This window comes from Streptomyces venezuelae, assembly GCF_008642315.1.
In the GTDB taxonomy this organism is placed as follows: Bacteria; Actinomycetota; Actinomycetes; order Streptomycetales; family Streptomycetaceae; genus Streptomyces; species Streptomyces venezuelae_D.
Genome location: NZ_CP029192.1, coordinates 3,574,472 through 3,596,554 on the forward strand (window position 1 = coordinate 3,574,472; position 22,083 = coordinate 3,596,554).

25 protein-coding genes are annotated in these 22,083 nt (G+C 70.4%); 13 read left to right on the forward strand and 12 right to left on the reverse strand.

All coding sequences use genetic code 11. From position 1 onward, the window contains the following. Positions 1–35: 35 nt before the first annotated feature. Positions 36–1,658 (reverse strand): beta-N-acetylhexosaminidase, encoded by a 1,623-nt coding sequence (locus DEJ48_RS15050; protein ID WP_223832053.1) that lies wholly within the window; start codon positions 1,656–1,658, stop codon positions 36–38. 220 nt (positions 1,659–1,878) lie between these two features. On the opposite strand from DEJ48_RS15050, the gene DEJ48_RS15055 reads away from it, so the two are divergent. The 9 genes from DEJ48_RS15055 to DEJ48_RS15095 all read left to right on the forward strand — a co-directional run bounded on the left by DEJ48_RS15055 (position 1,879) and on the right by DEJ48_RS15095 (position 8,912). Next, positions 1,879–2,490, forward strand: coding sequence for a 2-oxo-4-hydroxy-4-carboxy-5-ureidoimidazoline decarboxylase (locus tag DEJ48_RS15055; protein WP_190537429.1), 612 nt, complete (start codon positions 1,879–1,881; stop codon positions 2,488–2,490). Between the two features lie 150 nt (positions 2,491–2,640). After that, a complete protein-coding gene (gene sdhC / locus DEJ48_RS15060; RefSeq protein WP_150185849.1) occupies positions 2,641–3,021 on the forward strand; it encodes a succinate dehydrogenase, cytochrome b556 subunit in 381 nt (126 codons plus the stop codon). Between the two features lie 8 nt (positions 3,022–3,029). Then, entirely contained in the window at positions 3,030–3,524 is a 495-nt protein-coding gene (locus DEJ48_RS15065) for a succinate dehydrogenase hydrophobic membrane anchor subunit (protein WP_150216612.1), read from the forward strand. A gap of 16 nt (positions 3,525–3,540) precedes the next feature. Beyond that, the gene (gene sdhA / locus DEJ48_RS15070) at positions 3,541–5,295 is read left to right on the forward strand and encodes a succinate dehydrogenase flavoprotein subunit (protein WP_150216613.1); all 1,755 of its coding nucleotides are present in this window, start codon (positions 3,541–3,543) and stop codon (positions 5,293–5,295) included. After that, positions 5,295–6,059 carry a succinate dehydrogenase iron-sulfur subunit gene (locus DEJ48_RS15075; RefSeq protein ID WP_150216614.1) on the forward strand — a complete coding sequence of 255 codons (765 nt, stop codon included), beginning with the start codon at positions 5,295–5,297 and terminating at the stop codon, positions 6,057–6,059. The genes sdhA and DEJ48_RS15075 overlap by 1 nt, the downstream gene beginning before the upstream one ends. A gap of 189 nt (positions 6,060–6,248) precedes the next feature. After that, positions 6,249–6,635, forward strand: a complete 387-nt coding sequence (locus tag DEJ48_RS15080) for a hypothetical protein (protein ID WP_150216615.1) — start codon at positions 6,249–6,251, stop codon at positions 6,633–6,635. A gap of 54 nt (positions 6,636–6,689) precedes the next feature. Beyond that, positions 6,690–7,334: a hypothetical protein gene (locus tag DEJ48_RS15085; protein ID WP_150216616.1), complete on the forward strand. Its 645-nt coding sequence runs from the start codon at positions 6,690–6,692 to the stop codon at positions 7,332–7,334. Continuing rightward, positions 7,322–8,401, forward strand: coding sequence for a hypothetical protein (locus DEJ48_RS15090; RefSeq protein WP_411757458.1), 1,080 nt, complete (start codon positions 7,322–7,324; stop codon positions 8,399–8,401). Before DEJ48_RS15085 ends, DEJ48_RS15090 begins: the two co-directional genes overlap by 13 nt. A gap of 100 nt (positions 8,402–8,501) precedes the next feature. Then, positions 8,502–8,912 carry a VOC family protein gene (locus tag DEJ48_RS15095; RefSeq protein ID WP_150216617.1) on the forward strand — a complete coding sequence of 137 codons (411 nt, stop codon included), beginning with the start codon at positions 8,502–8,504 and terminating at the stop codon, positions 8,910–8,912. 2 nt (positions 8,913–8,914) lie between these two features. On the opposite strand, the gene DEJ48_RS15100 is transcribed toward DEJ48_RS15095, so the two are convergent. The 4 genes from DEJ48_RS15100 to DEJ48_RS40320 form a co-directional block, all read right to left on the reverse strand. Continuing rightward, positions 8,915–9,244, reverse strand: coding sequence for a MarR family winged helix-turn-helix transcriptional regulator (locus tag DEJ48_RS15100; RefSeq protein WP_150216618.1), 330 nt, complete (start codon positions 9,242–9,244; stop codon positions 8,915–8,917). A gap of 61 nt (positions 9,245–9,305) precedes the next feature. Next, entirely contained in the window at positions 9,306–9,704 is a 399-nt protein-coding gene (locus DEJ48_RS15105; RefSeq protein ID WP_150216619.1) for an ATP-binding protein, read from the reverse strand. A 149-nt stretch (positions 9,705–9,853) separates the two neighbouring features. Continuing rightward, positions 9,854–11,134 carry a metallophosphoesterase gene (locus tag DEJ48_RS15110; protein WP_190537431.1) on the reverse strand — a complete coding sequence of 427 codons (1,281 nt, stop codon included), beginning with the start codon at positions 11,132–11,134 and terminating at the stop codon, positions 9,854–9,856. A gap of 2 nt (positions 11,135–11,136) precedes the next feature. Further along, positions 11,137–11,379, reverse strand: coding sequence for an SCO4848 family membrane protein (locus DEJ48_RS40320; RefSeq protein WP_055566125.1), 243 nt, complete (start codon positions 11,377–11,379; stop codon positions 11,137–11,139). Positions 11,380–11,512: 133 nt separating this feature from the next. Here DEJ48_RS40320 and DEJ48_RS15115 point away from each other — a divergent pair, with 133 nt between their 5' ends. Next, complete coding sequence (locus DEJ48_RS15115; RefSeq protein ID WP_362724791.1) at positions 11,513–12,751, forward strand: D-alanyl-D-alanine carboxypeptidase family protein; 1,239 nt, start codon at positions 11,513–11,515, stop codon at positions 12,749–12,751. Here DEJ48_RS15115 and DEJ48_RS15120 read toward each other — a convergent pair. The 4 genes from DEJ48_RS15120 to DEJ48_RS15135 are packed head-to-tail and all read right to left on the reverse strand — an operon-like array spanning position 12,742 to position 15,728. Then, complete coding sequence (locus DEJ48_RS15120; protein WP_150216621.1) at positions 12,742–13,776, reverse strand: YihY/virulence factor BrkB family protein; 1,035 nt, start codon at positions 13,774–13,776, stop codon at positions 12,742–12,744. The genes DEJ48_RS15115 and DEJ48_RS15120 overlap by 10 nt on opposite strands. Continuing rightward, positions 13,764–14,261, reverse strand: coding sequence for a GtrA family protein (locus tag DEJ48_RS15125; RefSeq protein ID WP_223832055.1), 498 nt, complete (start codon positions 14,259–14,261; stop codon positions 13,764–13,766). The genes DEJ48_RS15120 and DEJ48_RS15125 overlap by 13 nt, the downstream gene beginning before the upstream one ends. Then, complete coding sequence (locus tag DEJ48_RS15130; protein WP_150216622.1) at positions 14,258–15,214, reverse strand: decaprenyl-phosphate phosphoribosyltransferase; 957 nt, start codon at positions 15,212–15,214, stop codon at positions 14,258–14,260. Before DEJ48_RS15130 ends, DEJ48_RS15125 begins: the two co-directional genes overlap by 4 nt. After that, positions 15,207–15,728 carry a phosphatase PAP2 family protein gene (locus DEJ48_RS15135; RefSeq protein ID WP_150216623.1) on the reverse strand — a complete coding sequence of 174 codons (522 nt, stop codon included), beginning with the start codon at positions 15,726–15,728 and terminating at the stop codon, positions 15,207–15,209. Before DEJ48_RS15135 ends, DEJ48_RS15130 begins: the two co-directional genes overlap by 8 nt. A gap of 176 nt (positions 15,729–15,904) precedes the next feature. Here DEJ48_RS15135 and DEJ48_RS15140 point away from each other — a divergent pair, with 176 nt between their 5' ends. Then, positions 15,905–17,329: an FAD-binding oxidoreductase gene (locus tag DEJ48_RS15140; RefSeq protein ID WP_150216624.1), complete on the forward strand. Its 1,425-nt coding sequence runs from the start codon at positions 15,905–15,907 to the stop codon at positions 17,327–17,329. A gap of 67 nt (positions 17,330–17,396) precedes the next feature. Beyond that, a complete protein-coding gene (locus DEJ48_RS15145) occupies positions 17,397–18,152 on the forward strand; it encodes a decaprenylphospho-beta-D-erythro-pentofuranosid-2-ulose 2-reductase (RefSeq protein ID WP_150185834.1) in 756 nt (251 codons plus the stop codon). A 15-nt stretch (positions 18,153–18,167) separates the two neighbouring features. On the opposite strand, the gene DEJ48_RS15150 is transcribed toward DEJ48_RS15145, so the two are convergent. The 3 genes from DEJ48_RS15150 to trpS all read right to left on the reverse strand — a co-directional run bounded on the left by DEJ48_RS15150 (position 18,168) and on the right by trpS (position 21,101). After that, positions 18,168–19,385, reverse strand: coding sequence for a hypothetical protein (locus DEJ48_RS15150; RefSeq protein ID WP_150216625.1), 1,218 nt, complete (start codon positions 19,383–19,385; stop codon positions 18,168–18,170). 34 nt (positions 19,386–19,419) lie between these two features. Beyond that, positions 19,420–20,001 (reverse strand): 2'-5' RNA ligase family protein, encoded by a 582-nt coding sequence (locus tag DEJ48_RS15155; protein ID WP_150216626.1) that lies wholly within the window; start codon positions 19,999–20,001, stop codon positions 19,420–19,422. A gap of 86 nt (positions 20,002–20,087) precedes the next feature. After that, positions 20,088–21,101, reverse strand: a complete 1,014-nt coding sequence (gene trpS, locus DEJ48_RS15160) for a tryptophan--tRNA ligase (RefSeq protein ID WP_150216627.1) — start codon at positions 21,099–21,101, stop codon at positions 20,088–20,090. Between the two features lie 224 nt (positions 21,102–21,325). On the opposite strand from trpS, the gene DEJ48_RS15165 reads away from it, so the two are divergent. Continuing rightward, a complete protein-coding gene (locus tag DEJ48_RS15165) occupies positions 21,326–22,072 on the forward strand; it encodes a hypothetical protein (protein WP_150216628.1) in 747 nt (248 codons plus the stop codon). The last annotated feature ends 11 nt before the right edge of the window (positions 22,073–22,083 follow it).

Here is a 22,083-nt window from a genome sequence, read left to right on the forward strand (position 1 = left end):
ACATCGCGGGGCGGGCGGGACTTCCGGCACAGGCCCTAGAGCCCGTCGGCCAGCTTCACGAAGTCCTTCCAGGCCAGGTCCGGTTTCCCGGGATCCCAGAGCTTCTGCACGGTGGCGCGCAGCGGCATGCGGATGCCCGCCGCCACCTGTTCCTGGGTCTGCGCGTCGGCCAGATCGCCCCAGACCGCGAACGTGCCGCCGAGGATCTGGTCGTCGTACCGCTCGCTCACCGGTTTCGTGCCGCGGACGACCAGCGGGGTCCAGCTCTCGTAGATCCGCTGCCCGGTCGGATAGCGGAAGGTCTGGGGCTGACCGAGGACGTAGTAGAGGTACTCGTCGTTGTAGTTGACGAGCTTGCGGCCCGCCTTCAGGTACGCGTCGGGCTCGCGCGCACCGATCTCCTTGCCGGTCCAGTAGGCGACCTCGAGGTCGTCGGCGGCCTGAGTCTTTCCGCCCCGGAAGAAGCCGTCGTTCCAGGCCTTCAGCTTCTTGTCGAAGGGGCGCACGGTGTCGGCCCGGTCGTTGAGCCAGCCCGTGGCGAGGTCCTGGACGCGTCCGTCGGCGCCGTAGCGCTCGCGGGCGGCGGCGGCCAGCTGCGGATAGGACGCCTCGGGGTTCTTGACCGTGAGGGCGAGGTATTCATCGGCGCCGAGGTGCCAGTACGCGCCGGGGAACAGGTCGGCGTACTCCTTGAGGAGGTCGTCGACGATCTTCGCCGCCGCCGGCTTCGAGATGTCGACCGCACCGCGTGTGACCTTGCCCCGGGAGTCGCGGAGCTGGAGGGAGGGGTGCCGGCGGGTGACCGCGCCGAGGTGTCCGGGCGAGTCGATCTCCGGGACGACGGTGATGTGGCGGCTCGCGGCCAGCTTCACGAGGCCGCGGACCTGGTCCTTGGTGAGGTGGTCGGAGGAGACGATCTCGGGGTGCGACTCCGACTCGATGCGGAACGCCTGGTCGTCGGAGAAGTGCAGGCCGAGCTGGTTGTACTTGAGGTCGCCGAGGTCGCGTACGCGGTCCTCGAGCCACTTCAGGTCGTAGTGCTTCCTGGCTATGTCGATCATGAAGCCGCGCTGCGGTTTGGCCGGGCGGTCCCGCACGACGCCCTCGGGGGCGGTCCTGCCGCCGCTCACCGCCTGCTTGAGGGTTCGGGTCCCGTAGAAGACGCCCGCCTCCGCGGGCGCGGCTATGCGCACCCGCTCGCCCTTGACGGTCAGGGTGTACGACTCGTCGCCGCCCTTGTCCTTGCCCTTGCCCTTGTCCTTGCCCTCGTCGCCGTCGGACAGCGTCAGCTGTACGTCGCCCTCGCGGGGGTCCGACTCTCCCCCGTACTTCAGTTTCAGCTCCCCCGCGAGCAGCTTCGCCTCGTCGGCGAGGCCGCTGTCGCCGTCGCCGATCACGACGCGCCCCTTGCCCTCGTCGGGGCGCCAGCCGGGGCCGCGCGCCGCGGTGTGCTCGCGCACGGCGGGGATGGTGGCGGGGGCCTTGGAGAGGGCGTAGCTCTTGGTGGGGCTCGTCGAGGGCGCGGCGGCGGATCTGCCGCCCGACGGCGCCGCACCGTCGGAGCCGTCGCCGTCCCCGCCGGGCCAGAACCCGACGGCCAGCACCACCGCCCCCACGACGGCGACACCGCCCGCCGCGGCGACGGGGCCGCGCCTCACCGGTCACCTCGCCCGGCGGAACGCGCCCGGAATGGTGAGCAGGCCGCGTCCGCCGCGAAGCGAGCCGAATCTGAAGTCAGAACCGAGTCCAGAGTCAGAGCCATACCGCCACGCTACGACGCGCCGTCACACGCGGCTCGTCCACATCGTGACGCCAAACTCTCCCATTCGGGTGAAATTCGCTCACCCGTCGGACAGTCGACAGCACGCCTCGATACCGTTGCGTCACCCCCACACCCGCTCGGCCCCACCTCCGCCGCCCCCTGCCCAGGAGCGCACGCTGCACCCGCACCAGTTGAACTCCGCCACGCCGGACGCGGCCGAAGCCGCCCTGCTCACCTGCTGCGGCAGCCGACGCTGGGCCCGCCGCGTCGCCGCCCACCGGCCCTACCCCGACCTGGAAGCCCTGCTCGCGGCCTCCGACGAGGCGGCGTACGACCTGTCGGACGCCGACCTCACCGAGGCCCTGGCCTGCGAACCCCTGGACGCGGTGCTGCCCCAGGTCCCGCACCAGGGAGCCCCGAGGACCGGCTCCAGCGCGGCCCACACCGCGCTGCGCGCCGCCCACGCCGCGTACGAGAGCCGCTTCGGACACACGTTCGTCATCTGCCTGGACGACGTCCCGCCCAGCGAGGCCCTCGGCCAGCTGCTCGCCGGTATCCGGTCACGCCTCGGCAACGATCCGGAGGACGAGCGCGCCCTCGCGGCGGAGGAGCTGCGCCGCCTCGCCCGCGGCCGTCTGACCCGGCTCACCCTCGGCGACGTGCCCGGACACGCCGTGCCGGAGAGTCGATCAAGAACGCTTCCCGATAGCCCGTACGTGCCTGTTTGATTGCCTGTTTGATCACACCGGCGGACCCGGGGCAGGGCCACCGACAACTCGTCGATACGATGACGAGCGGCCGGTGGACCGTACCCGGCCGGGCCCGTCCGACCACCCAAAGCCGGCTGGCCCCAATCCCCGCTCCCGGAGGGTTCTGCCGTGCCGGCTGGAACGCTGTACCGCGGCCGGGAAGGAATGTGGTCCTGGGTGGCTCACCGAGTCACCGGCGTCCTCATCTTCTTCTTCCTGTTCGTGCATGTGCTGGACACCGCTCTCGTCCGCGTCTCCCCGGAGGCGTATGACGATGTCGTCAGCACCTACAAGACGCCGATCGTCGCACTCCTCGAGTACGGCCTGGTCGCCGCCATCCTCTTCCACGCGCTCAACGGCCTGCGTGTCATCGCCGTCGACTTCTGGTCGAAGGGTCCCCGCTACCAGAAGCAGATGCTCTGGACCGTCGTCGGCATCTGGGTCGTCCTGATGGTCGGGGCGCTCTACCCCGTCCTCGGCCACGCCGTACGCGAAGTCTTCGGGAGCTGATGCCGGACATGTCTGCTGACACCACGCTTGAGAAGTCCGGAACGTCCGGTATCGGGCCCGTCGAGGGCGCGTCGCTCTACGACTCCGACAACCCGGCCCCGGTCATCGAGGCGCCGCGCAAGCGCACCTCCAAGACCCCGCGCTCGACCCGCGGCAACTTCGAGATGGCCGCATGGCTCTTCATGCGCCTGTCCGGCGTCGTCCTCGTCGTCCTCGTCATCGGCCACCTGCTGATCCAGCTGGTGCTCGACGGCGGCGTCTCGAAGGTCGGCTTCGCGTTCGTCGCAGGCCGCTGGGCCTCGCCGTTCTGGCAGGTCTGGGACCTGCTGATGCTGTGGCTCGCGATGCTGCACGGCGCCAACGGTCTGCGCACGGTCATCAACGACTACGCGGAGCGCCCGAACACGCGTCTGTGGCTCAAGGGCCTGCTGTACACCGCCACGGTGTTCACCATCCTTCTGGGCACGCTGGTGATCTTCACCTTCGACCCGAACATCCGCTAAAGCCGAGGCGACTTCCGTGAAGATTCACAAGTACGACACCGTCATCGTCGGCGCGGGCGGCGCCGGCATGCGCGCCGCCATCGAGGCGACGAAGCGCAGCCGCACCGCCGTGCTCACCAAGCTCTACCCCACGCGTTCCCACACGGGCGCCGCGCAGGGCGGCATGGCCGCCGCGCTCGCCAACGTGGAGGAGGACAACTGGGAGTGGCACACCTTCGACACGATCAAGGGCGGCGACTACCTGGTCGACCAGGACGCCGCCGAGATCCTGGCGAAGGAGGCCATCGACGCGGTCCTCGACCTCGAGAAGATGGGCCTGCCGTTCAACCGCACCCCGGACGGCACCATCGACCAGCGCCGCTTCGGCGGTCACACCCGTAACCACGGCGAGGCCGCCGTGCGCCGCTCGTGCTACGCCGCGGACCGCACCGGCCACATGATCCTCCAGACCCTCTACCAGAACTGCGTCAAGGAGGGTGTGGAGTTCTTCAACGAGTTCTACGTCCTCGACCAGCTCATCGTCGAGGTCGACGGGGTCAAGCGGAGCGCGGGCGTCGTCGCGTACGAGCTGGCGACCGGCGAGATCCACATCTTCCAGGCGAAGGCCGTGATCTACGCGTCCGGCGGCACCGGCAAGTTCTTCAAGGTGACCTCGAACGCGCACACGCTCACCGGTGACGGCCAGGCGGCCTGCTACCGGCGCGGTCTGCCGCTGGAGGACATGGAGTTCTTCCAGTTCCACCCGACCGGCATCTGGCGCATGGGCATCCTCCTCACGGAGGGCGCCCGCGGTGAGGGCGGCATCCTCCGCAACAAGGACGGCGAGCGCTTCATGGAGAAGTACGCGCCGGTCATGAAGGACCTCGCGTCCCGTGACGTCGTGTCCCGCTCCATCTACACGGAGATCCGTGAGGGCCGCGGCTGCGGTCCCGAGGGCGACCACGTCTACCTCGACCTCACGCACCTCCCGCCGGAGCAGCTGGACGCGAAGCTCCCGGACATCACGGAGTTCGCCCGCACCTACCTCGGCATCGAGCCCTACACGGACCCGATCCCGATCCAGCCGACCGCGCACTACGCCATGGGCGGCATCCCGACGAACGTCGAGGGCGAGGTCCTCGCGGACAACGAGACGGTCGTCCCCGGTCTGTACGCCGCCGGTGAGGTCGCCTGCGTCTCGGTGCACGGCGCCAACCGCCTCGGCACCAACTCGCTCCTGGACATCAACGTCTTCGGGCGCCGCGCCGGCATCGCCGCCGCGGAGTACGCCGCGAAGAACGACTTCGTCGAGCTCCCGGAGAACCCGGAGGAGCTCGTCGTCTCCCAGGTCGAGCGCCTGCGCGACGCCTCGGGCAACGAGCGGGTCCACGAGATCCGCAAGGAGCTCCAGGAGACCATGGACGCCAACGTCATGGTGTTCCGCACGGAGCAGACGATCAAGACGGCCGTGGAGAAGATCGCGGAGCTGCGCAAGCGCTACCTCAACGTCTCGATCCAGGACAAGGGCAAGCGCTTCAACACGGACCTCCTGGAGGCCATCGAGCTGGGCAACCTGCTCGACCTGGCCGAGGTCATGGCGCAGTCCGCGCTCGCCCGCAAGGAGTCGCGCGGCGGTCACTACCGCGAGGACTTCCCCACCCGCGACGACGTCAACTTCATGCGCCACACCATGGCGTACCGCGAGGTCGGCGACGACGGCACGGAGACGATCCGTCTCGACTACAAGCCGGTCGTCCAGACCCGCTACCAGCCGATGGAGCGTAAGTACTGATGGCTACCCCGACGATGGACAAGCTCGAGGCTCTCGAAGCGGACAACGGCTCGCACCTGATCACGGTGACGTTCCGCATCCGCCGCTTCAACCCTGAGGTCTCGGCGGACGCCACCTGGGAAGACTTCCAGATGGAGATCGACCCCAAGGAGCGCGTCCTCGACGGTCTCCACAAGATCAAGTGGGAGCTGGACGGGACGCTCACGTTCCGCCGCTCCTGCGCGCACGGCATCTGCGGCTCGGACGCCATGCGGATCAACGGCAAGAACCGTCTCGCCTGCAAGACCCTGATCAAGGACATCAACCCGGCCAAGCCGATCACGGTCGAGCCGATCAAGGGTCTGACGGTCCTGAAGGACCTGGTCGTCGACATGGACCCGTTCTTCCAGGCGTACCGCGACGTCATGCCGTTCCTGGTCACGACGGGCAACGAGCCGACGCGCGAGCGTCTGCAGTCCGCCGAGGACCGCGAGCGCTTCGACGACACGACCAAGTGCATCCTGTGCGCCGCGTGCACGTCCTCGTGCCCGGTGTTCTGGAACGACGGCCAGTACTTCGGCCCCGCCGCGATCGTGAACGCCCACCGCTTCATCTTCGACTCGCGTGACGAGGCGGGCGAGCAGCGCCTGGAGATCCTCAACGACAAGGACGGCGTGTGGCGTTGCCGCACGACGTTCAACTGCACGGACGCCTGCCCGCGTGGCATCGAGGTCACGAAGGCGATCCAGGAAGTGAAGCGCGCGCTGATCACGCGCCGCTTCTGATCCGGCTTCCGTCACCGCACGTCCCCGTGGGCCCCGCTCCAGTCAGGAGCGGGGCCCACGGTGCGTTTCCGGCCACCGCGTGGATATCGTGAGTTCGCACAGGGAAAGTTCGCACGGACATCACCGCCGCGGCGGTGAGCGACGCTCGACGGGGGATGCACATGGGGGGCCACTGGCCGTCACCTTGGCATGCCCTTGATCCTGAAGGCGACGCCTTCTCGATCCGGGTGCTCCCGGAGCCGCCGACGGAGGACGACACGCACGGCACCGGGACCGGGTCCGGAACGGTCGGCAGGATCACCGTGGCGGGACGAGGTCGACTCCTGCCTGGTCACCTCGATCACCGACCCCGCGACCGCGGACTTCGTCTTCTGCTGGCCGCTCTACCGGCGCGGCACTGATGTGTACGTACAGAATGCCGCGGTTTTCCTCGGCGAACTCGCCGACGCGTTCCGGCCGACGGAGCCGTGGCTCTCCGTGGAGCCGCGCGGCACGGTCGATGAGGACGGCAACGAGATCTCCGAATGGCGGACGACCATCGACGAAGTCCGCGCCTTCCTTTCCGCCCACCCCTAGCTTCAGTTCCCCCCACTTTCTCCCCCTCCCCCTCCCCCCCACCAGGAGTTCAGAGTGAACCGCCATCCCCTTCGCCTCACGACGGCCGCGCTGGCCGTGTCCGCCGCCCTGCTGCTGACCGCGTGCGGGTCGGGAGGGGGTGACGGTGGCTCCTCCGACAAGATCGAGGGTGCCGATGTCGGCGGAAAGCCGAAGGCTTCGGCGAGCGCCGAGCCGGACGGCAGCGAGCGGCCCGGCGTGAAGCTGCCGAGCGCGTTCAAGGCCGACTTCGTGGGCTGGCACCACAGCGATCCGAAGAAGCAGGCGATCCTGGACGACGGCAGGGAGCGGCTGAAGGCGGAGTACCTGGCCATCATCGACGCCGACCCGCAGGCGAAGCCGCTGGGCTTCTACACCTCGATGCAGGCGCTGAAGTCGTCCCAGAAGTACGTCAAGGGGTACGTGGACACCGACGACACCCTGGTCGGGAGCGTGCGGGTGTTCAACCCTCAGGTGAGCCTGTCCGACGCGGGCGGCGTGCTCTTCTACTGCGTGGACGAGAGCAAGGGGTACACCGAGAACCGCAGGACGAAGAAGCGCGCGGGCACCCCGGACGACACAGACCCCGTCCTCCAGTACCGCACCACCCTGCGGAAGAACTCCGACGGCGTCTGGAGCACCGTCTCGCTGGAGACGGAGCGCGGGGGGTGCGACAAGTGAGGCACGCGTCGTACGCGTTGAAGAGGTCCCTCCCGCTGGTGGCCGCGTCCGTCCTCGCGCTCGGCGCCTGGCCCGCGACGGCACACGCGCTCGGCGGCAAGGAGGACAACGCACCGGCCGAGCCGTCCGGCGGCGCCTCCGGCAACACGCTCACAGCGGGCGTCGGCACCAGCGTCACGGTCGAGCAGGTCAGCGGCGGCAAGGGCGGCGGCTCGAAGCCGGTCGTGGCGGTGGACCCGAACTGGAAGCCGCCGTCCTGCTGGTACGAGCCGGTGGCGACCCCCGAGCAGCTCAAGGACAGCGTGGAGAAGCTGAAGAAGGGCGGCGACCTGGTCCACGTGACGCCCTCGCTGAGCTGGGGCGAAGAGCTCATGGTGAACCACTATGAGAAGGGGAAGGACCAGTCGGACGGCGCCGAGGGCTACAAGGACTTCAACATCGGCAAGGACGGGAAGTTCTGGCGCGGAGTCATGAACCCCGACGTCGAGGACACGTTCGAGGCCCGGCAGTGCGAGACCAACCTCTTCTGGCAGGACGCCCGGGATATCCCCGACATCAAGAACGCGCCCACGCCGAAGATCCTGGCCGGGTACGCGTACAACAAGATCAAGGTCCCCGACACCAAGGTCGAGACGAAGCCGACGGGCAAGTCGACCGTGAACCTGCCCACCTGGGTCTGGCTGGACAAGGGGAAGTTCGAGCCGGTGAAGGTCCGCGCCGAGCTGCCGGGCACGGGTCTGTGGGCCGAGACCACCGCCAAGCCCGTCAGCCTCCATCTGGACCCCGGCACCCCGGACGCCGAGACGTTCCCGGCGGACGGCGAGTGCGCGGTCGACGATGACGGCAGCATCGGCACGCCGTACAGGAAGGGCTCCGCGAAGGAGGATCCGCCGTGCGGCATCAAGTACCTGCGGGCGACGGGCGGCGACCCGTTCCGGATGAAGGCCTCCATCACGTGGGAGATCACCTGGCAGGGCAACGGCGGCGCCGGGGGCGACCTGCCCGACGGCACGTTCGAGGGCACCCAGGACGTCGACGTCCAGGAGATCCAGTCCATCAACCGCTAGGCGGGCGATATGGGGGCCGTACGGCCGAAGAATCACGCGCGCCCGGTGCGCTCCATGCGCGCCTGCGCCGCCGTGACGGCCCCCGCCCTACCCTGACGGAATGTCAGACAACCAGCCGGTCGGACTGCTCGGCTTCGACAACGTCCTGTTCCCCGTCGGCGACCTCGGCGAGGCCGTCGGCTTCTACGAGCGGGCCGGCTTCCCGGTCGAGGCCCGCATCGACGAACTCGGCCTCGCCATCCTGAAGGTCGGCAAGGAGACGCCGGGCCTGCTCCTGCGCGTGGAGGACGGCATCGTGCCGCGTACGCCGCCGTGGCCCTCCCCCCGCATCTGGCTGGAGGTCCCCGACGCCCGCGCGCAGGCCCAGGCCCTGGCGGCGGTGGGCATCCCCCTCCTGAGCGAACCGTTCTCCGTGGCCACGGGCTGGACCGTCGAGATCGCCGACGCGTGGGGGAACGTCGTCGGGTTCACGGACTACCTGAAGCGACCGGAGCTGGCGCGCACTCCCTGACGTCACCGCCCCCCCGCACCCCCGCCCTCCTCGGCCACCGCCATGATCCGGCGCAGCATGTCGGAGAGCTGCCGCCGCTCCTTCGCGGGGAGCACGCAGAGGAGCCGCTCCTCCTCACGGCCCAGGACCGCCATCGCGCCCTCCCACGCCGACGCGCCCGCCTCCGTCAGTTCGACGTCGACCCGGCGCCGGTCCTTCTTCGACGGCGTCCTGCGGACCAGCCCCCGGCGCTCCAGACCGTCGAGGCGGCCGGTGATCGAGGCGGGGGCGAGGTCCAGGTCCGCGGCGGTCGTGGGCGTGGCGTGCGCGGGAACGGCGGCGGTGTCCGGCATACGCGGCTTCACCCTCCCCGCACCCGAGACCGCCCCCTCACCCACACCGTCGCCCTCGCCCTCACCCGCGCACTAGTGCCCACACCGTCTTGCCGCAGCCCCCGCGCCGCCACACCCCCCACGCCTCCGCCGTCGCGTCGAGCAGGCGCATGCCTCGGCCGTGTTCGTCCTCCCAGGCGTCGGGCTTGTGCATCTCCGGCTCCGCGGGGCTCTCGTCGGACACCTCTATGAAGCAGGCGCCGTCGGCGAGCACCGTCACCGCGACCTCGAACTCCCCCGCGGCCACGTACCCGTGGACGATCGCGTTGGTCGCGAGTTCCGACACGAGGAGCACGGTGTCGTCGAGCGCCCCGTCGTCCGCCGTGTGTCCCCACGCCGACAGATGGTCGTACACCCGCGTCCGGGCCAGTGGCACCGACGCCGGGTGCGGCGGCAATCTGAAGGCCTCACGTCTCAGCACGTCCCCTGTACCCCCACCCCATGGCCCCTGTTGTCCCTGCCTCCCCGTACCCCCACTGACGTGTCAATGCTGCGCGGCGTCACCGCGCGTGTCACTGCGGCACCCCCGGCCCATCCGCATCTGGCCAGTTCTGGACCACATGGCCCGTGTCAGGCCTGACGTGACGCCAGTTCCACGACCGTGATGTCCGAGGGCGCCCCGACGCGCACCGGCGGTCCCCACGCGCCCGCGCCGCGGGTGACGTAGAGCTGCGTGTCGCCGTACCGTTCCAGGCCCGCGAGGGTCGGGTTGGCCAGGTCGGCGATCAGGTTGCCCGGCCAGAGCTGACCGCCGTGCGTGTGGCCGGACAGTTGCAGGTCGACGCCGTGCTCCACCGCGTCGTGGATGACGACCGGCTGGTGCGCGAGGAGCACGGAGGCGCGCGAGCGGTCCCGGTCGCCGAGCGCCTTGGCGAAGTCGGGGCCCTTCCCCTCGTCCTCGCCCGCCACATCGTCGACGCCCGCCAGGTCGAAGCCGGGGAGCTCGGTGCGGGCGTTGCGCAGCGGGTGCAGGCCGAGTTCGCGTACGTGGTCGACCCACTGCTCGGCACCGGAGAAGTACTCGTGGTTGCCGGTGACGAAGTACGCGCCGTGCCGGGCCCGCATTCCGGCCAGTGGCGCCGCGGCGGGGGCGAGATGTTCGACGCTGCCGTCCACCAGGTCGCCCACCACGGCGATCAGGTCGGGCTGGGTGGCGTTGACGGTGTCGACCACGCGCCGGGTGAAGTCGCGGCCCAGGATCGGGCCGAGGTGGATGTCGCTGACCACGGCGATCCTGAACCCGTGGGCCGCGCGGGGCAGTTTCGCCAGCGGCACGGTGACGCGCTTGACCTTGGGGCCGCGCAGGACGCCGTACGTTCCGTAGCCCACGGTTCCGGCGGCGACGGCCGCGGCGGTGCCGCCGACGATGCGGGAGACGAAGAGGCGGCGGGAAGGGGAGGCGATCGCCCTCTCGGGGGCAGGCGCGGGGGCACCCCTCTCGCCCTCGGGGGCAGCCTCTGCGGGGCCCGGCGCAGTGGGCTCCGCCACACTTGCGGGTACGCATTCCGTGGCCGTCTCCGGAACCGTCCCCTCCCGTTCCACCCACCGCCGCACCAGGGGCCTCGCGAGCTCCCCCACGATCAGCGCGAGCAGCAGGTAGAGCGACAGGGCCATCCACATGAAGCCCGGCCAGGCAAGCACCTGCTGGAGCAGGAACGGCGCCCCGGTCCGCTCGGCCACCAGGGCCGCGAACATCATCAGCGGCGCCGCGACGAAGACCGCGGTCCCGGCGCGCCGGGCGAACCCGGGCCCGGCCGTGGTGTCCCGGACGAGGCGGCGCCACGCATACCAGTGGAGGGCCGCGAAGGCCGCCAGGACGGCCAGGCCCACGAGGACCATGAGGGCAACCACGGCTATGACGTTCTGCGCAGAGCACGGACTCCACGGAACCCGATGGTGCCTACCACCGTCCCCAAGACAAAGGAGACAACGGCAAGCGTCAGGTGCACCCAGAAGTACCCGGTCGGGTTGTCCGCGTCGTCGAAGGCGAGCCCGCTGCCGTCCTTCCACAGGTTCTTGACGAAAGTGATCCAGATGAACCAGCTCCACACCCCGAAGGCGAGCAGGAACCAGGAGACAGGGCGGCTGAGCTTCATACGTTCAGTATCGCGAGCCTCCCTGCCGCACCGCCGCCGGGGTGGGGACGAGGGGACACAGTCGACCTCGGAAGCGACTTACACAGCGCCGCCCTGTACGTTCTCGTCCGTGCCTGCCGTAAAAAAGACCGCCATGTTGGTCGCTTCCGCCGCATTGCTGACCATGTCGACCGCGGCGCCCGCGCTCGCGGACGGAAAGCCCAAAGACGACGACGGCCAACCGAAGCCGCCCTCCAAGATGTCCACCGTGGGCGGTGCGCAGCTCGGCGAGGCGGGCACCCAGGTGAAGCTCAAGCCGGGTGCGCCGGTGCTGCCGAAGGACCTCTCGGGGCGTTCCTGGATCGTCTCGGACGCCGAGACGGGCGAGGTCATGGCCTCGCACAACGCCCACTGGCGGCTGCCTCCGGCGAGCACCCTGAAGATGCTCTTCGCCGACACGGTCCTGCCGAAGTTCCCCAAGTCGCAGGAGCACAAGGTCACGCTCTCCGACCTGGCGGGCATCGGCGCGGGCAGCAGCATGGTGGGCATCAAGGAGAACGAGACGTACAGCGTCCACGACCTGTGGCTCGGCGTCTTCCTGAAGTCGGGCAACGACGCGGTGCACGTCCTGTCCGCGATGAACGACGGTGTCCCGAAGACCGTCAAGGACATGCAGAAGCACGCCGAGGAGCTCCAGGCCCTCGACACGCACGTGGTCTCCCCGGACGGCTACGACGCCAAGGGGCAGGTCTCCTCCGCGTACGACCTGTCGCTGTTCGCCCGCTCGGGGCTGCAGAAGAAGGACTTCCGCGAGTACTGCTCCACGGCCACGGCCCAGTTCCCCGGAGAGACCAAGAAGATCGAGAAGGGCAAGGACAAGGGCAAGAAGAAGCGCGGCACCTTCGAGATCCAGAACACCAACCGGCTGCTCACCGGCGCGCCCGGCATCAGCGCGTACAAGGGCATCGCGGGCGTCAAGAACGGCTACACCTCGAACGCGGGAAACACCTTCACCGGTGTTGCCGAACGCGACGGCAAGGTCCTCCTCGTCACCGTGATGAACCCCTCCTCGGGCGAGGCCCACGCGGTCTACAAGGAGACCGCCAGCCTCTTCGACTGGGGCTTCAAGGCCGCGGGCAAGGTTGACCCCGTGGGTCAGCTGGTCGCTCCGAAGGGTGCCACGGGCGGCGCGGGCAAGGGTGCCCCGGGCAGCGGCGGCGCGGGCACGGACGCGGAGAAGGCCGCGCACTCCACCGACAGCGGGGGCAGCGGCATGGGCACCGCGCTCGCGATCACGGGCGGCGTGCTCGTGGTGCTCGCGGGCGGCGCCTTCGTGATCCGGCGACGACTGCCGCTGCCGGGCCAGGCGGGTCGGCGTACGCCTCAGGACTGAGGTCGCCGGTCGTCTCCGTAGACGGTGGCTCCGGGGGCACCTTCGGAGGGGGCACCTTCGGAGGGGGCACCTTCGGAGGGGGTCTCTTCGGAGGGTGCGGTTGCGGGAGCGGTCTCTTCGGAGAGTGTGGTTGTGGAGGCGGTCTCTTCTGAGGCCGCCTCGTCCTTCTCCGTACGCGACGCGCTGTGCGTCGCCGTCCACGCCGCGCAGAACAGCAGCAGCTTCGCCGTGAAGTTGATCCACAGGAGGAGCGCGACGGGCACTCCGAAGGCGCCGTACATGTTCTTCGCGGCGACGCCCTTCATGTAGCCGCCGAGCAGCAGCTTGAGCAGCTCGAAACCGGCCGCGCCGATCAGCGCGGCGGTGATCAGCCGGCGCCGGTCCGGCTGGACGCCGGGCAACAGCGTCAACACGTAGAGCAGCAGCAGGAAGTCCGCGAGGACGGCGATGGCGAACGCGACGACCTGGAGCAGCACCGCGCCCCAGCCCTGCTCGTCGATGCCGAACAGGTCGGCGGTCCGGCCGACGGCGGTCGACGCGAGCGCGGACGCGGCGAACGACGCGAGCCCCGCGCCGCCGAGCCCGAACAGCACGCCCGCGTCCTTGACCTTGCGCAGGACGGGGTTCTCCTCGTCGTCCGGCAGCTCCCAGACGGCCCGCAGGCACTCCCGCATCGAGCCGACCCAGCCGATGCCGGTGAAGAGCAGCAGGGCACCCGCGACGAGGCCCACGGTGCCCGCGTTCTCGACGAGGGCGTCCAGGTTCAGCTGGTCGGAGATGCCGGGGACCTGCTCGGAGATCTTGCTCTCCAGCGTGGCCTGCTGCTTCTTCGAGAGCGTCGCCGCGGCGATCGCGGCCGCCACGGTGAGCAGCGGGAAGAGCGCGAGGAAACTGATGAACGTCATGGCGGCCGCGAGGCGTGTCCAGTGCACCTCGTCGAGCCGTTCGTAGGACTGCCACGCGTGCGTGCGCATGCCCTTCGTGACGAGCGGCCCGATGCCGGGAAGTTTCTTCAGCCAGTCCATGACGCCTCCGTGCCTGGTGTCCTGCCTGTTGTCCTGCCCGCCCCGCGGAAAACCAAGGTCCGGGTACCCCAGAAGCGCAGAACAGTGGCGAGTGCCATACCGATGCCGGCGCCCGAAACGGTGTCCGCGCGCTGTGAGGTGAAACCGAGTCCGTAGTGGGACACGGCGATGCACAGCAGTTGGACGAGGGCGCCCGCGATGTTGACGGCGAAGAACACCGCGTACTGGCGCAGCCGCGAGATCTCCGCGGCCTTCCCGCGGTAGGTGCCGAGGGCGTTGCCGACGTACGCCACGGAACAGCCCGCCACGAAGGAGAGGGATTTGGCGGTGAGCGGGTCCAGGCCGACGGGTCCGCGGAGCCAGATGAAGAGACCGAGGTCGGCGGCGTACGCGCAGATCCCCGCGGCGGCGAAGCCGAGCAGTTCGGGCCCGAGCGCGCGCAGCCGTGCGGGCAGGGCGGTCGGACTCGGCTGTTCGCGACTCACCAGTCCGCGACCGCGAGCCCGTACATGGCGAGCCACACCAGACCGATCACGGCGAGCGCCCTGTCCCGCAGGACGACGTCCTCGGGCTCTCCCGCGGTGCCCCGGTCGGCGAAGACGGCGTAGCGCAGGATGGCGAGGATGAACGCGGCCATGGAGAGCTGGCGCCAGGGCAGGGAGCCGCCGTCGGCGGTGCCGCCCTCCTCCATCGCCCACAGGCAGTACGCGAGGACGGCGACGCCCGCGGCCAGCTGCCACACGAAGCGCAGGTACCCGGTGGTGTATTCGGTGAGCAACGCGCGCGTGGCGCCCAGTTTCTCCGAGCTCGCGGACATCTGGACGGCTTCGGAGTAGCGCTTGGCGGAGACCATGAAGAGGGCGCAGAAGCCCGTGGTGATCAGGAACCAGCGCGACAGCGGGATGTCGAGCGCGAGGCCGCCGATCATGGCGCGCATCAGGAAGCCGGTCGTGACGATGGTGAGGTCTACGACGAGGACGTGCTTGAGGCTGATGCAGTAGGCGAGTTGCATGCCGACGTACGCGGCCAGGAGCGCCGCGGTGAGGGGCGTGCACAGGATCGTGGCGGCCGTCGGCGCGAGGACGGCGAGGAGCCCTCCCACGGCGTAGGCGACGGGCACCGGCACCTGCCCGCAGGCGACCGGTCTGCGGCACTTGGTCGGGTGCGCGCGGTCGGCGTCGGCGTCGCGGGCGTCGTTGATCAGATAGACGGCGGACGCGGCGGCGGTGAACAGCGTGAAGACGATCGCGACTTGCGTGACGGCGTGCCGCGAGAAGAGCTCGCCCGCGGCCGCGGGGGCGGCGACGACGAGGACGTTCTTCACCCACTGGCGGGGGCGTGCGGTCTTCAGGAGGCCGAGTGGCAGGCCGACGGCGCCCTGGCGCGGCGCGCGGGGCGGTCCGGGCCGTTCGAGGACCGTGGAGACGGGTTCAGGCATCGATGCGGCCTCCGTTCATCCAGGCCGCGCCCGCGCGCGCGGTGAGCGCGCCCAGCGCCGCGCCCGCGGCCACGTCCGAGGGGTAGTGGACGCCGACGACCATCCGGGAGACGCACATCGCGGCGGCCAGCGGCGGCAGAAGGTGGGCTCCGACGGGGCGCAGCGCGCCGTAGGCGACGACGGCCGCGGCGGCGGACGTGGCGTGCGAGCTGGGGAAGGAGTGCCGGCCGGCGGTGCGCACGAGGGGTTCGATGCCGCCGAGGGCGGCGGGGCGCGGGCGGCGCACGACGCGTTTGACGCCCATGCTGGCCAGGTGGGCGGCGGCGGTGAGGGCCGTGCCGCGCAGCCAGGCGCCGCGGCGCTCCCGGTCGACGGCGGCGCCCGCCAGGCCGGCGACGATCCAGAGTGCGCCGTGCTCGCCGGTGCGGGACAGGGCGCGGGCGGCGGCCGCCACGCGCGCGTCGCTGCCGCAGTCGCGCAGGGCCGACAGCAACCGGTGGTCCATGTCGTGCATGTCGCCTCTATTTCGAAGACATTCGAGAGCATTCGGTAGCCGGTCATCTCGACTCTTCTAGGCAACATCCCAATAATTACGTCAATCTTGGATGACACTCGCTCAATCACCCATTTCGGTGAGAGCCGGGATGTGTTTGAGTGAATTGCCCGAGTATGGGCGATACGGTCACAGGTATGCCTGCCGACTCCCCCGCCGATTCCCGTACCCACGCCTCGGCCCCGACGTCGCCCGCCGTGTCCGTCTCGGGCTGGGGCCGCACCGCGCCGACGACCGCCTGGCTGGTGAGACCCCGGACCCACGAGGAGGCCGCGGCCGCCGTGCGCGAGTGCGGGGAGCGCGGAGCCATCGCGCGCGGCCTGGGGCGTGCCTACGGAGACGCGGCGCAGAACGCGGGCGGCGCCGTGTTCGACATGACGGGCCTCGACCGGATCCGGGTCATCGACACCACGCGGACGTCGGACACCGGTGCCCCCGCGGCCACCGTCGTCTGCGACGCGGGCGTCTCGCTGCACCACCTGATGGAAGTCCTGCTCCCCCTCGGCTGGTTCGTGCCGGTGACGCCCGGGACCCGTTACGTGACGGTCGGCGGGGCCATCGGCGCCGACATCCACGGCAAGAACCACCACGTCTCGGGGTCCTTCTCACGCCACGTCCTCGCGATGGACGTGCTCACCGCCGACGGCACGGTCCGTACGGTCGAGCCCGGCAGCGCACTGTTCGACGCGACGGCCGGAGGCATGGGCCTGACCGGCGTCATCCTCTCGGCGACCGTGCAACTCCTCCCCGTGGAGACCTCCTTGATGGCGGTCGACACGGAACGGGCGGCGGACCTCGACGACTTGATGGCCCGCCTCACCGCGACCGACCACCGTTACCGCTACTCGGTCGCCTGGATCGACCTCCTCGCGCGCGGCGCGGCCATGGGCCGCTCGGTCCTGACCCGCGGCGACCACGCCCCTCTGGACGCACTTCCGGAGCGGGCACGCGCGCGTAGAGCCCCTCTGGCGTTCCGCCCCGGACAGTTGCCCGCCGCGCCCTCGTTCCTCCCGGAAGGGCTGCTCGGCAAGGCGTCGGTGGGCCTCTTCAACGAGCTGTGGTACCGCAAGGCACCCCGCTCCCGCACCGGCGAGCTGCAGAAGATCTCCACGTTCTTCCACCCGCTGGACGGGGTCCCCCACTGGAACCGCATCTACGGCCGCAGCGGCTTCGTGCAGTACCAATTCGTCGTCGGATACGGCAAGGAGGAGGCCCTGCGCCACATCGTGCGGCGCATCTCGGAGCGCGGCTGCCCGTCCTTCCTCGCCGTACTGAAGCGCTTCGGAGAGGGCGATCCGGGCTGGCTCTCCTTCCCGATGCCCGGCTGGACCCTCGCGCTCGACATCCCGGCGAACCTCCCCGGGCTCGGCGTGTTCCTCGACGAGCTCGACGAGGAGGTGGCCGGGGCCGACGGCCGCGTCTACCTCGCCAAGGACTCGCGCCTGCGCCCCGAGATGCTCACCGCGATGTATCCGCGGCTCGACGACTTCCGCGCCCTGCGGGCCGAGCTCGACCCGCGCGGCGTCTTCCGCTCGGACCTCTCCCGCCGCCTCGCCCTCTGAGCCCTCTGAGCCCTCTGAGCCACTTGAGCCACTTGAGCCCTCTGAGCCCCATAGGAGACCGGTAGACATGAAAGACGCCTTCGGCACCCCCCAGTCCCTGCTCGTCCTCGGCGGCACCTCGGAGATCGGCCTCGCCACCGCGCGGCGCCTCGTCGCCCGCCGCACCCGCACCGTCTGGCTCGCCGGACGCCCGTCGCCCGCTCTGGAGAAGGCCGCCGCGGGGCTGCGCGACATGGGCGCGGACGTGAAGACCGTCGCGTTCGACGCGCTCGACCCCGAGTCCCACGAGGAGTCCCTCGGCAAGATCTTCACCGAGGGCGACATCGACATGGTGCTCCTCGCCTTCGGCGTCCTCGGCGACCAGGCACGCGACGAGGACGAGCCCCTCGCGGCCGTGCGCGTCGCCCAGACCAACTACACGGGCGCGGTCTCGGCCGGCCTGGTCTGCGCGCGGGCGCTTCAGTCCCAGGGGCACGGCTCCCTGGTCGTCCTCTCCTCGGTGGCGGGCGAGCGGGCACGCCGCTCGAACTTCATCTACGGCTCAAGCAAGGCCGGACTGGACGCGTTCGCGCAGGGCCTCGGCGACGCGCTGCACGGCACGGGGGTGCACGTGATGGTCGTCCGCCCCGGCTTCGTGCGCTCGAAGATGACGGCGGGCCTGGAGGAGGCCCCCATGGCGACCACCCCGGACGCGGTGGCCGCGGCCATCGAGACGGGACTGCGACGGCGCTCGGAGACGGTGTGGGTGCCGGGAGCGCTCCGGCTGGTCATGTCGGCGCTGCGGCATGCGCCGAGGCCGGTGTTCCGCCGACTGCCCCTCTAGCGCCTCAGGACCGCCTCAGGAGCGTCTCAGGGAGACGACGACGGCCCGGTGCGGGGCGGCGCCGCTCTGCAGGACGTCGACCGCTCCGAACCCGAGCACCTTGTCCGTGCCCGGCACCGCGACGATCTTCTTGAGCCAGAGCTGCTGCTCGGATTCCGGGCGCGCGCCCTGCCCCTCCGGCAGCCGCCGCTTCTTGATCTTGGTGCAGGTGCCGTCGGTGGTCAGGTGCCAGTTGCCGTTCATGAAGAAGCCGCGGTCACCGTCCCGGGCCACGGGGTTGCGGTGGGCGCACGCTCCGGGCAAGGGGGCGGAGTCCTTCCAGCGGGTGCCGTCCCAACTCAGCTCGACGGCCTCCGACTCGGGATCACGGACCTCTTCGCCGTCGTAGCCCTTGTAGGAGTGCCCTCCGTGAGCACGGACGTGCGTTTTCGAGGCGACGTCGATCCCGGTGAACTCCGCGTACGGCCCGGGTGGCACAGGATCGGGGAAGCGGTACGTGGGTGTCCTGGTCAGCGACCAGTTCTTCCCGTCGTAGTGCATCGCGGCGGGCTGCCTCACCTCACCGCCCCGGCCGCCGATGCCGGGGCCCTCCGTACGGGAGCCGACCGCCCACACGTCGTCGGAGGCCGAACCCGCGAGGGCGACGACCTTGGCAGGCATCGGCGTCACCGTCCACCGGCTGCCGTCCCAGTGCGTCACCCCGCCGTCTCCCTGGAGCACCCACACGTCCTCCTGAGTGATGACCTCGACGTCCGTGAGCTGTCCGCGCGGGGCGTCACCGGACAGCCCTTCCGCGGCCGTGGCGCCGCCCAGGGGCGTCCACCGGGCACCGTCCCAGAGTGCGTACCGCCGCTTCTCCTCGGCTCCGCTCTTGTCCACGGTGCTCAGCCGGATGCCCGCCGACCCCAGCGAATCGAGCCGCGAGAGGTGCGGGTCGCCGTCGACCGGCATCGGCTCACGTGCCCACTTCTTGCCGTCGAAGTGCAGCAGATGTCCCCGCGTGAGCCGCCCGTCGCCGACGTCGTCGCCGCCCAGGGCCCAGATGTCGTCGGGAGCCCGCGCGGCCCCGTCGATCAGTTCGCCGTCCCGCTCGTCGATGCGCTCGTACGCCCAGGAGAGCCCTGCCGCGCGGGGCTTGCCGGTCCTGCCGTCCGCGTCCCCGCCGGACTGGTGCGTCCCGCAGCCGACCGCCAGGAAAGCGAGTACGGCGACGGCCGCCGCCGCGTTGCGCATGGTCCCCCCAGCACGATCGGCCGGGGCACCCCGGTCAGCGAGCGGGCAGCGTACCCCGTGCCGCCGGGGCGGAGGCCTGAGGGGGCACCACGGTGCCGCCGAAAGCGAAGTCGCGCAGCTTCCGCCAGACGCCGTCGGCACCCTGCTCGTACAGGGCGAACCCGGTGCAGGGCCACTCGGCCTCGTACTCCGATAGCTCCTCGTACGCACGGTCCATGGCCTCTTCGGAGATGCCGTGCGCCACGGTGACGTGCGGGTGATAGGGGAACTGCAGTTCGCGTGCCATCGGCCCGGACGCGTCCCGCACCCGCTCCTGCAGCCAGGAACAGGCCGACCCGCCCGCCACCACCTGTACATAGACCACAGGGGACAGCGGACGGAAAGTGCCCGTTCCGGAGAGGCGCATCGGGAAGGGCCGGCCGGCCGCCGCGACCGAGAGGAGATGCGCCTCGACCGCGGGCAGCGCCGACGCATCCACCTCGGTGGGCGGCAGCAGGGTCACGTGCGTGGGGATGCCGTACGCCGCGGGGTCCCCGAAGCCCGCACGCCGCTCCTGGAGCAGGCTGCCGTGAGGCTCCGGGACCGCGATCGAAACGCCGATCGTTACGGTCCCCACGTCGTACTCCTGTCGTCGTGTCGATGGGCAGGGGCGCAGCCCGGCGGGCAGCGCGATGCGGTTGTTGTCGTGCTCGGTGCGGTGACTCAGTGCTTGGCGGGCAGGAAGCCCACCTTGTCGTACGCCTGCGCGAGGGTCTCGGCGGCGACGGCACGCGCCTTCTCCGCGCCCTTGGCCAGGATCGAGTCGAGCGTCTCCGGGTCGTCCAGGTACTGCTGCGTGCGGTCCCGGAAGGGGGTCACGAACTCGACCATGACCTCGGCGAGGTCGGTCTTCAGCGCACCGTAGCCCTTGCCGGTGTACTTCTGCTCCAGTTCGGCGATACCGGTGCCCGTGAGCGTGGAGTAGATGCTGAGGAGGTTGCTGACGCCGGGCTTCTCCGCCACGTCGTAGCGGATCTCCGTGCCGGTGTCCGTGACGGCGCTCTTGACCTTCTTGGCGGTGGCCTTGGGCTCGTCGAGCAGGTTGATCAGGCCCTTCGGCGTGGATGCCGACTTGCTCATCTTGATCGACGGGTCCTGGAGGTCGTAGATCTTCGCCGTCTCCTTGAGGATGTACGCCGACGGCACGGTGAACGTCTCACCGAAACGGCCGTTGAAACGCTCCGCGAGGTCACGGGTGAGCTCGATGTGCTGGCGCTGGTCCTCGCCGACCGGGACCTCGTTGGCCTGGTAGAGCAGGATGTCCGCGACCTGCAGGACCGGGTACGTGAAGAGGCCGACGGAGGCGCGGTCGGCGCCCTGCTTGGCGGACTTGTCCTTGAACTGCGTCATGCGGGAGGCCTCGCCGAATCCGGTGAGGCAGTTCATCACCCAGGCGAGCTGGGCGTGCTCGGGGACGTGGCTCTGGACGAAGAGCGTGCAGCGCTCCGGGTCGAGGCCTGCGGCGAGCAGCTGGGCGGCGGCGAGCCGGGTGTTGGCGCGCAGCTCGGCGGGGTCCTGCGGGATCGTGATCGCGTGCAGGTCCACCACCATGTAGAAGGCGTCGTGGGACTCCTGCAGCGCCACCCACTGGCGGACCGCACCGAGGTAATTGCCGAGGTGGAACGAGCCGGCGGTGGGCTGGATTCCGGAGAGCACACGAGGTCGTTCAGAGGCCATGGTGCCCATTCTCTCAGGTGACTCTCATAGCTCGGAAACAGGTGTGTGACGGGTGGGAACCGAGACGCACTGTGTTCCCCGTCTCATGGCCGACGATCGTGAGCCGCCACACATCAGCCGATTCATGTGGGGTCGGCCGAATCGGGAACCTGAGAGCCTCGGGCGGTGTACCGGAAGTGAACCGGCGCGGAGGGGCCGCGTCGGCGGACGGCTGGGGGCGGGACATGCGGACGTCGAGGGGACTGCGCGGGGCGGCGGCAGGGCTGGGCGTGACGGCGGCGTTGGTGGTGCTCGCGGCACCGCAGGCGGCGGCCGGTGGGCCGACGAGCGTGCTGCTGGTATCACCGGAGAGCACGGAAAGCGCATCGTTGTACTACAGCGACGAGGAGTACGCCGAACTGGAGAGCCGGCTCGCGCCCTCCGCCTCCGGCAGGAAGGCGGGCGAGGAGCCGCCGGGGCTCGACGTGGCTCGGGGCAGCCGTCAGATCAATGTCACGTGGATGGCGCACGATGTGATGCCGTGGCGGTTCGACCGGGTCTATGCGCCGCTGTCCGGCAAGAAGAAGGACGCGGACGTCTGGGTGCACAGGTCGACGGAGATGGAGTCGTTGAACGGCGACTGGCACCGGGCCGAGGAGCCGCAGCGGGTGCTGTCGCTGTTCGAGGAGCTGGGGCTCCTCGGCAAGGCGTCGGATCGGGGCGGCCCCGGGATCGCGCCGCAGTCTCAGGTGGCGCCGGAGCCCGCCGGCTCCGGGACGAGCGGGGACGGGGACGCGCCGCCGGCGGCCGTGGGGGGCAGCGGGCCGGGAGGTGGGAGCACGGACTGGTGGTGGGCGATACCGGGCGCGGGCGTCGGCGCGGTGGCCGCGCTGCTGCTGCGGGGTCCGGTGGCCGGACGCTGGGCGGCGGTGTCGGCGTGGCGGCGGCGACCGGACGACCCGGGGCCCCGGCAGGAGCTGCGGGACCTGTGAGCGACGGGCCG